The organism is Pseudomonas sp. GM80, from assembly GCF_000282515.1.
Lineage (GTDB): Bacteria > Pseudomonadota > Gammaproteobacteria > Pseudomonadales > Pseudomonadaceae > Aquipseudomonas.
Genome location: NZ_AKJD01000204.1, coordinates 1 through 9715, shown reverse-complemented (window position 1 = coordinate 9715; position 9715 = coordinate 1). Strand labels below are relative to the sequence as shown.

The following is a 9715-nucleotide window of genomic DNA, read 5'->3' as shown; positions in this document are numbered from 1 at the left end:
CCGAAGGCTGCGATCTTTTGATCTTGGAAATCAAAGTCAAAAGATCGCAGCCTTCTGCAGCTCCTACAGGGGGATGCATTCTTTGGGTCATTTTCAGCCATGTCGTAAACGCACCTTTGCGTGGCGCGCGCAGGCATTTGAGCTGTCTGCGCCGGTCATACCATCGGCATCAAAGGGCACTGCCGTGATTGCCGGTGCCTTACCGAGACGAATGGCGCACAGATGCCGCTGGGAGAGACGCGATGTTCAGCAAGCAAGACCAGATCCAGGGTTACGACGATGCACTGCTGGCGGCGATGAATGCCGAGGAGCAACGTCAGGAAGATCACATCGAGCTGATCGCGTCAGAGAACTACACCAGCAAACGCGTGATGGAAGCGCAAGGCAGCGGCCTGACCAACAAATACGCCGAAGGCTACCCGGGCAAGCGCTACTACGGTGGCTGCGAGCACGTCGATAAAGTCGAAGCACTGGCCATCGAACGCGCCAAGCAACTGTTCGGCGCCGATTACGCCAACGTCCAGCCGCACTCCGGTTCCTCGGCCAATAGCGCTGTTTACCTGGCGTTGATCCAACCGGGCGACACCATCCTCGGCATGAGCCTCGCTCACGGCGGTCACCTGACCCACGGCGCCAAAGTGTCGTCCTCGGGCAAGCTTTACAACGCTGTGCAGTACGGCATCAACACCGACACCGGGCTGATCGATTACGACGAAGTCGAACGTCTAGCCGTCGAATCCAAGCCGAAAATGATCGTTGCCGGTTTCTCCGCTTACTCGAAGACCCTCGACTTCCCGCGCTTCCGTCAGATCGCTGACAAAGTCGGCGCGCTGCTGTTCGTCGACATGGCCCACGTCGCCGGTCTGGTCGCCGCCGGTCTGTACCCGAACCCGCTGCCGTACGCCGACGTGGTCACCACCACCACGCACAAAACCCTGCGCGGTCCACGTGGCGGCTTGATCCTGGCCAAGTCCAACGAAGAGATCGAGAAGAAGCTCAACGCCGCCGTATTCCCCGGCGCTCAGGGCGGCCCGCTGATGCACGTCATCGCCGGTAAAGCGGTGTGCTTCAAGGAAGCGCTGGAGCCTGGCTTCAAGGCTTATCAGCAACAAGTGATCGACAACGCTCAGGCGATGGCCAGCGTGTTTATCAAACGTGGCTACGATGTAGTGTCCGGCGGCACCGACAACCACTTGTTCCTGGTCAGCCTGATCCGTCAGGGCCTGACCGGCAAAGATGCCGACGCCGCCCTTGGCCGCGCGCACATCACCGTCAACAAGAACGCCGTGCCGAACGACCCGCAATCGCCGTTCGTGACCTCGGGTCTGCGCATCGGTACCCCGGCGGTCACTACTCGCGGTTTCAAGGTGACTCAGTGCGAAGTGTTGGCTGGCTGGATTTGCGACATCCTCGACAACCTCGGCGATGCCGATGTCGAGGCCAATGTTGCCCAGCAAGTGTCGGCCCTGTGCGCAGACTTCCCGGTTTATCGCTGAGTGTTCTGGAGTAACTGACTATGCAACGCTATTCGGGCTTCGGCCTCTTCAAACACTCCCTCAGCCACCACGAAAACTGGCAGCGCATGTGGCGCACGCCAACGCCGAAGAAGGTCTACGACGTGGTCATTGTCGGCGGCGGCGGGCACGGTCTGGCGACGGCCTACTATCTGGCGAAAGAACACGGCATCACCAACGTCGCCGTGGTCGAGAAGGGCTGGCTGGGCGGCGGTAACACCGCGCGCAACACCACCATCGTGCGCTCCAACTACCTGTGGGACGAGTCGGCGCATCTTTACGAACACGCGATGAAATTGTGGGAAGGCCTGTCGCAGGATCTCAACTACAACGTGATGTTCTCCCAGCGTGGCGTCTACAACCTGTGCCACACCCTGCAGGACATCCGTGATTCCGAGCGTAGGGTCAGCGCCAACCGCCTCAACGGCGTCGATGGCGAACTGCTCAACGCCAAGCAAGTCGCTGACGAAATTCCGTACCTCGACTGCTCGAAAAACACCCGCTACCCGGTGATGGGTGCGACCGTTCAGCGTCGCGGCGGCGTCGCCCGTCACGATGCCGTGGCCTGGGGCTTTGCCCGTGCTGCCGATGCTTTGGGCGTGGACTTGATCCAGCAGACCGAAGTGATCGGTTTCCGTAAGGAAAACGGTGTGTGCATCGGTGTTGAAACCAACAAGGGTTTCATCGGCGCCAAGCGCGTCGGTGTGGTCACGGCCGGTAACTCCGGGCACATGGCCAAGCTCGCCGGTTTCCGTCTGCCGATCGAATCCCACCCGCTGCAAGCGCTGGTGTCCGAGCCGATCAAGCCGATTATCGACAGCGTGATCATGTCCAACGCCGTGCACGGTTACATCAGCCAGTCCGACAAGGGCGACCTGGTGATCGGCGCCGGTATCGACGGCTACAACGGCTACGGCCAGCGCGGTTCGTACCCGGTGATCGAGCACACGATTCAGGCCATCGTCGAGATGTTCCCGGTGTTGTCGCGCGTACGCATGAACCGTCAGTGGGGCGGCATCGTCGACACCACGCCGGACGCGTGCCCGATCATTTCGAAAACCCCGGTACCGAACATGTTCTTCAACTGCGGTTGGGGCACCGGTGGCTTCAAGGCCACACCTGGCTCGGGCAACGTGTTTGCCGCGAGTCTGGCCAAGGGTGAAATGCACCCGTTGGCCGCACCTTTCTCCATCGACCGTTTCCACAACGGTGCGTTGATCGATGAACACGGCGCTGCTGCGGTTGCCCACTAACAGGAGAAATCCCCATGTTGCATATCTTCTGTCCTCACTGCGGCGAACTGCGCTCCGAAGAGGAATTCCACGCATCCGGCCAGGCGCACATTCCGCGTCCGCTCGATCCAGCCGCCTGCACTGATGAAGAGTGGGGCGACTACATGTTTTTTCGCGATAACCCGCGCGGTCTGCATCACGAGCTGTGGGATCACGTTGCCGGTTGCCGCCAGTACTTCAACGTCACCCGCGACACCGTGACCTACGAGATTCTCGAAACCTACAAGATCGGCACCAAGCCGCAATTCACCGACAAGGCTGATTCGGCGAAAACAGCCACGACGGCGCTGGGAGAGAAGGTATGAGCCAGACCAATCGCCTGTCCAACGGTGGACGGATCGACCGCAACAAAGTGCTGAGCTTCACCTTCAACGGTCAGAGCTACAAAGGCTTCGAGGGTGACTCGCTGGCCGCCGCGCTGATCGCCAACGGCGTCGACATCATTGGCCGCAGCTTCAAGTATTCGCGTCCGCGCGGCATCTTCGCCGCCGGTGCCGAAGAGCCGAACGCGGTGCTGCAGATCGGCGCTACCGAAGCTACACAAATCCCCAACGTGCGCGCCACGCAGCAGGCGCTGTATCAAGGTCTGGTGGCGACCAGCACCAACGGCTGGCCGAGCGTCAACAACGACATGATGGGCATTCTCGGCAAGGTCGGCGGCAAGCTGATGCCGCCGGGTTTCTACTACAAAACCTTCATGTACCCGCAATCGTTCTGGATGACTTACGAAAAGTACATTCGCAAGGCTGCCGGTCTGGGCCGTTCGCCGACCGAAGTCGATCCGGACACCTACGACTACATGAACCAGCACTGCGACGTGCTGATCGTCGGCGCTGGCCCGGCCGGTCTCGCCGCTGCCTTGGCCGCTGCGCGCAGCGGTGCCCGAGTGATTCTTGCCGATGAGCAGGAAGAGTTCGGCGGCAGCCTGCTCGATTCCCGCGAAAGTCTCGACGGCAAACCGGCGATGGACTGGGTCGCCAGTGTCATCACAGAACTGAAGAACACCCCGGACGTGCTGCTGTTGCCGCGCGCCACGGTCAACGGTTACCACGACCACAACTTCCTGACCATTCACGAACGTCTCACCGATCACCTCGGTGACCGCGCGCCGATTGGCCAGGTGCGTCAGCGCATTCACCGCGTTCGCGCCAAACGTGTAGTGCTGGCGACCGGTGCTTGCGAGCGTCCGCTGGTTTACGGCAACAACGACGTGCCGGGCAACATGCTTGCTGGTGCGGTGTCGACTTACGTACGCCGTTATGGCGTGGCACCGGGCAAGAAACTGGTGCTGTCGACCAACAACGATCACGCCTACCGCGTTGCTCTGGATTGGCTCGATGCCAGTCTGCAAGTGGTGGCCATCGCCGATGCGCGCAGCAATCCGCGTGGTGCACTGGTAGAAGAAGCCCGCGCCAAAGGTATTCGGATTCTCACTGGCAGCGCCGTGATCGAGGCCCGTGGCAGCAAACGCGTCACCGCTGCCCGCGTTGCTGCGATTGATGTCAAAGCCCACGCCGTGACCAGTCCGGGCGAATGGCTCGACTGCGATGTGGTTGCCAGTTCCGGCGGTTACAGCCCGGTCGTTCACTTGGCTTCGCACTTGGGTGGCAAGCCGACCTGGCGTGAAGACATCCTCGGTTTTGTACCGGGCGAAGCACCGCAGAAGCGCGTATGCGTCGGCGGCATCAACGGTGTTTACGGTCTCGGCGATTCGCTGGCTGACGGTTTTGAAGGTGGCGTGCGCGCTGCTGCTGAAGCCGGTTTTCAGACCGTCGAAGGCGTGCTGCCGAAAGCCCTGAGCCGTCACGAAGAACCGACGCTGGCGCTGTTCCAGGTGCCGCATGAAAAGAACACCGCACGGGCGCCGAAGCAATTTGTCGACCTGCAAAATGACGTGACCGCTGCTGCCATTGAGCTGGCAACTCGTGAAGGTTTCGAGTCGGTCGAGCACGTCAAACGCTACACCGCGCTGGGCTTCGGCACCGATCAGGGCAAGCTCGGCAACGTCAACGGTCTGGCCATCGCGGCCCGCTCGCTGAACGTGACCATCCCGCAGATGGGCACCACGATGTTCCGCCCGAACTACACGCCGGTGACTTTCGGCGCCGTGGCCGGTCGTCACTGTGGGCACATCTTCGAACCGGTGCGTCACACCGCCCTGCATGCCTGGCATGTGAAAAATGGCGCAGAGTTTGAAGACGTCGGCCAGTGGAAACGTCCTTGGTACTTCCCGAAAAACGGCGAAGATCTGCATGCCGCCGTGAAGCGCGAATGCAAAGCCGTGCGCGACAGTGTCGGCCTGCTCGACGCCTCGACCCTCGGCAAGATCGACATCCAGGGTCCGGATGCCCGCGAGTTCCTCAACCGCGTGTACACCAACGCCTGGACCAAGCTCGACGTGGGCAAGGCTCGCTACGGTTTGATGTGCAAAGAAGACGGCATGGTCTTCGACGACGGTGTCACGGCGTGTCTGGCCGACAACCATTTCGTCATGACCACCACCACTGGCGGCGCGGCGCGCGTGCTGCAATGGCTGGAGCTGTACCACCAGACCGAATGGCCGGACATGAAGGTCTACTTCACCTCCGTCACCGACCACTGGGCGACCATGACCCTGTCGGGGCCGAACAGCCGCAAGCTGCTCAGCGCCGTGACCGACATTGATCTGAGCAACGAAGCCTTCCCGTTCATGACCTGGAAAGATGGTCTGGTCGGCGGCGTGCCGGCGCGGGTCTTCCGCATCTCGTTCACCGGTGAGCTGTCGTACGAAGTCAACGTGCAGGCCGACTACGCGATGGGCGTGCTGGAGAAAATTGTCGAGGCCGGCAAGCAGTACAACCTGACGCCGTACGGCACTGAAACCATGCACGTACTGCGTGCCGAGAAGGGTTTCATCATCGTTGGTCAGGACACTGACGGTTCGATGACCCCGGACGACTTGAACATGGGCTGGTGCGTGGGTCGCACCAAACCGTTCTCGTGGATCGGCCAGCGTGGGATGAACCGTGAAGATTGCGTGAAAGATCAGCGTAAGCAACTGGTCGGTCTGAAGCCGATCGATCCGAACGTGTGGTTGCCGGAAGGTGCGCAGTTGGTGTTCAACACCAAGCAGGCGATCCCGATGACCATGGTCGGCCACGTGACCTCCAGTTACGCGCACAACTCCCTCGGTTATTCGTTTGCCATGGGTGTGGTCAAGGGCGGTCTGAAGCGCCTCGGTGAGCGGGTGTTTGCACCGCTGGCCGATGGCAGCGTGATCGAGGCGGAAATCGTGTCTTCGGTGTTCTTTGATCCGAAGGGTGATCGCCAGAACATCTGACACTGATCGTTCCCACGCTCCGCGTGGGAATGCATCCCGGGACGCTCTGCGTCCCAAGAGCGGACGCAGAGCGTCCATGGCGGCATTCCCACGCAGAGCGTGGGAACGATCAAATTCAGCAAAGGTGCTTTATGACCACAGCCAATGTTTACCAACAACGCCCGACCACCGGTGCCAAGGCCGAGTCGTCGCTGCACCATGCCGACCTCGCCAGCCTGGTCGGCAAGGGCCGCAAGAACGCCGGCGTGATCGTGCGTGAAAAGAAACTCCTCGGCCACCTGACCATTCGTGGCGATGGCCACGATGCCGCGTTCGCCGCCGGTGTGCACAAGGCCCTGGGCATCGAACTGCCCGGCGCGCTGAGCGTCATCGTCAAAGGTGAAACCAGCCTGCAATGGATGGGGCCGGACGAGTGGCTGCTGATCGTGCCTAGCGGTGAAGAGTTCGCCGCCGAACAGAAACTGCGTGAAGCACTGGGCGATCTGCACATCGCGATCGTCAACGTCAGCGGCGGCCAGCAAGTGCTCGAACTGAGCGGGCCGAACGTGCGTCAGGTGCTGATGAAGTCGACCAGTTATGACGTGCATCCGAATAACTTTCCGGTGGGTAAAGCGGTCGGCACGGTGTTCGCCAAGTCGCAGCTGATGATTCGGCATACGGCGGAAGACACTTGGGAACTGCTGATCCGTCGCAGCTTTTCGGATTACTGGTGGTTGTGGTTGCAGGATGCATCGGCCGAGTACGGCCTCAGCGTCCAGGCCTGACACTGAATGGCTATCGTGCCTGCTTCTGTGGCGAGGGGATTTATCCCCGTTCGGCTGCGAAGCAGTCGCAAAACCTGTGAATACGATCTACCTGATAAACCGCGGTGATTGTTTTTGGGGCGGCTTCGCCACCCATCGGGGATAAATCCCCTCGCCACAAAAGCAGTTCAGCACAGGTCAGCCCAGTTCAGAGTTCACTCTGCTCACCGTTGTTGTAACAGGAGTCACCGCACCATGAGCCGCGCCCCAGACACATGGATTCTGACCGCCGACTGCCCCAGCGTCCTCGGCACCGTGGACGCGGTCACGCGTTTTCTGTTCGAGCAGGGTTGCTACGTCACCGAGCACCACTCGTTCGATGACCGCCTCTCCGGGCGCTTCTTCATTCGCGTGGAATTCCGCCAGCCGGATGGCTTCGACGAGCAGTCCTTCCGCGCAGGCTTGGCCGAACGTGGCCAGGCCTTTGGCATGATCTTCGAGCTGACCGCGCCGAACTACCGGCCAAAAGTGGTGATCATGGTCTCCAAGGCCGATCACTGCCTCAACGATTTGCTTTATCGCCAGCGCATCGGCCAGTTGTCGATGGACGTCGCGGCGGTGGTCTCCAACCACCCGGATTTGAAGCCACTGGCCGACTGGCACCAGATTCCCTACTACCATTTCCCCCTCGACCCCAACGACAAGCCGTCGCAGGAGCGTCAGGTGTGGCAGGTGATCGAAGAATCCGGCGCTGAACTGGTGATCCTCGCCCGCTACATGCAGGTGCTGTCGCCGGAGTTGTGCCGCAAGCTCGATGGCAAGGCGATCAACATTCATCACTCGCTGCTGCCGGGTTTCAAGGGCGCCAAGCCGTATCACCAGGCCTACAACAAAGGCGTGAAACTGGTCGGCGCGACGGCGCATTACATCAATAACGATCTGGATGAAGGGCCGATCATTGCCCAGGGCGTCGAGGCGGTGGATCACAGTCATTACCCTGAGGATCTGATTGCCAAGGGGCGCGATATTGAAGGCCTGACACTGGCGCGGGCCGTGGGTTATCACATCGAAAGAAGGGTGTTTTTGAACGCCAATCGCACGGTCGTTCTTTAAATCGCTAAAAGATCGCAGCCTTCGGCAGCTCCTACAGGAGGGTGCGATTCATGTAGGAGCTGCCGAAGGCTGCGATCTTTTGATTTACCGAGCATTTAACGCGCTGCCTGCCTGGGCAACGCGGTTCCATAAAAACAACAGCGAGGTGAAAGCATGTCTGGCAATCGTGGTGTGGTGTATCTCGGCGCGGGCAAGGTCGAAGTACAGAAAATCGACTATCCGAAAATGCAGGACCCGCGCGGTCGCAAGATCGAGCACGGGGTCATTCTCAAAGTGGTTTCCACCAACATCTGCGGCTCCGACCAACACATGGTGCGCGGCCGTACCACGGCGCAGACCGGTCTGGTGCTGGGCCACGAGATCACCGGCGAGGTGATCGAAAAAGGCTCCGACGTCGAAAACCTGAAAATCGGTGATCTGGTCTCGGTACCGTTCAACGTCGCTTGCGGGCGCTGCCGTTCCTGCAAGGAGCAACACACCGGCGTCTGCCTGACCGTCAACCCGGCCCGTGCCGGCGGCGCTTACGGTTATGTCGACATGGGCGACTGGACCGGTGGCCAGGCCGAGTACGTGCTGGTGCCCTACGCCGACTTCAACCTGCTGAAACTGCCGGACCGCGACAAGGCCATGGAGAAAATCCGCGACCTGACCTGCCTCTCCGACATCCTCCCGACCGGTTACCACGGCGCGGTCACTGCCGGCGTCGGCCCGGGCAGCACCGTTTACATCGCCGGCGCTGGCCCGGTCGGCCTGGCCGCTGCTGCTTCAGCACGTCTGCTGGGTGCTGCGGTGGTGATCATCGGCGACGTCAACACCATCCGCTTGGCCCACGCCAAGGCGCAAGGTTTTGAAATCGTCGACCTGTCGAAAGATGCACCGCTGCACGAACAGATCGCCGCGCTGCTCGGCGAGCCGGAAGTCGACTGCGCGGTGGACTGCGTCGGCTTCGAAGCACGCGGTCATGGCCACGACGGCGCGAAATCGGAAGCCCCGGCCACCGTGCTCAACTCGCTCATGGGCGTGGTGCGCGTAGCGGGCAAAATCGGTATCCCGGGCCTGTACGTGACCGAAGATCCGGGTGCTGTGGATGCCGCTGCAAAAATGGGCAGCCTGAGCATTCGTTTCGGACTGGGCTGGGCGAAGTCCCACAGCTTCCACACCGGCCAGACCCCAGTGATGAAGTACAACCGCCAGTTGATGCAGGCGATCATGTGGGATCGCATCAATATCGCCGAAGTGGTCGGCGTGCAGGTGATCAGTCTGGATCAGGCGCCGGAAGGGTATGGCGAGTTCGATGCGGGCGTGCCGAAGAAGTTTGTGATTGATCCGCATAAGTTGTTTAGTGCGGCGTAAGTAAGAGAGGGCGACTTTCGGGTCGCCTTTTTTTAAGATCAAAAGATCGCAGCCTTCGGCAGCTCCTACACGGATCGATGTAGGAGCTGCCGAAGGCTGCGATCTTTTGACTTTATGCACTCAGAGAGCCGCCAGCGCCCCTTGATACAGAACCGGCCCAGTCGGCTGCCCGGTCGGCGAACCACCCTTCGGCTCCAGACTCACCGCCAGCGCAATCGGCTGACCAATCAACACCCTCTGCGCCTCGCTCAACTCGACTTTACCCTTGCCCCCCACCGGGATCACACCCAGCGAGATCGGTTTGCCGTCGGCGGGAATCACCCACAGTTCCAGGCTGCGATCAGGCGCGACGGCAGCCAGTGTCAGCGGCTCCCCCCCCCC

8 protein-coding genes are annotated in these 9715 nt (G+C 60.8%); 7 read left to right on the top strand and 1 reads right to left on the bottom strand.

Annotated elements, in window-relative coordinates:
• The first annotated feature begins 242 nt into the window (after window positions 1-242).
• From PMI37_RS26470 to fdhA, 7 genes are all read left to right on the top strand, one after another.
• Window positions 243-1496, top strand: a complete 1254-nt coding sequence (locus PMI37_RS26470) for a serine hydroxymethyltransferase (RefSeq protein ID WP_008086924.1) — start codon at window positions 243-245, stop codon at window positions 1494-1496.
• Between the two features lie 20 nt (window positions 1497-1516).
• The gene (locus PMI37_RS26465) at window positions 1517-2767 is read left to right on the top strand and encodes a sarcosine oxidase subunit beta (protein ID WP_003206307.1); all 1251 of its coding nucleotides are present in this window, start codon (window positions 1517-1519) and stop codon (window positions 2765-2767) included.
• A gap of 14 nt (window positions 2768-2781) precedes the next feature.
• Complete coding sequence (locus tag PMI37_RS26460; protein WP_008086922.1) at window positions 2782-3111, top strand: sarcosine oxidase subunit delta; 330 nt, start codon at window positions 2782-2784, stop codon at window positions 3109-3111.
• A complete protein-coding gene (locus PMI37_RS26455) occupies window positions 3108-6125 on the top strand; it encodes a sarcosine oxidase subunit alpha (RefSeq protein WP_008086920.1) in 3018 nt (1005 codons plus the stop codon). Before PMI37_RS26460 ends, PMI37_RS26455 begins: the two co-directional genes overlap by 4 nt.
• Window positions 6126-6256: 131 nt before the next feature.
• Window positions 6257-6889 (top strand): sarcosine oxidase subunit gamma, encoded by a 633-nt coding sequence (locus PMI37_RS26450; protein WP_008086919.1) that lies wholly within the window; start codon window positions 6257-6259, stop codon window positions 6887-6889.
• 234 nt (window positions 6890-7123) lie between these two features.
• The gene (purU, locus tag PMI37_RS26445) at window positions 7124-7981 is read left to right on the top strand and encodes a formyltetrahydrofolate deformylase (RefSeq protein WP_008086918.1); all 858 of its coding nucleotides are present in this window, start codon (window positions 7124-7126) and stop codon (window positions 7979-7981) included.
• 153 nt (window positions 7982-8134) lie between these two features.
• Complete coding sequence (gene fdhA / locus PMI37_RS26440; protein WP_008086916.1) at window positions 8135-9334, top strand: formaldehyde dehydrogenase, glutathione-independent; 1200 nt, start codon at window positions 8135-8137, stop codon at window positions 9332-9334.
• Between the two features lie 120 nt (window positions 9335-9454).
• On the opposite strand, the gene PMI37_RS26435 is transcribed toward fdhA, so the two are convergent.
• Window positions 9455-9715: anti-sigma factor (locus PMI37_RS26435; RefSeq protein ID WP_008086914.1), on the bottom strand; the 261-nt coding region annotated here is incomplete at its 5' end.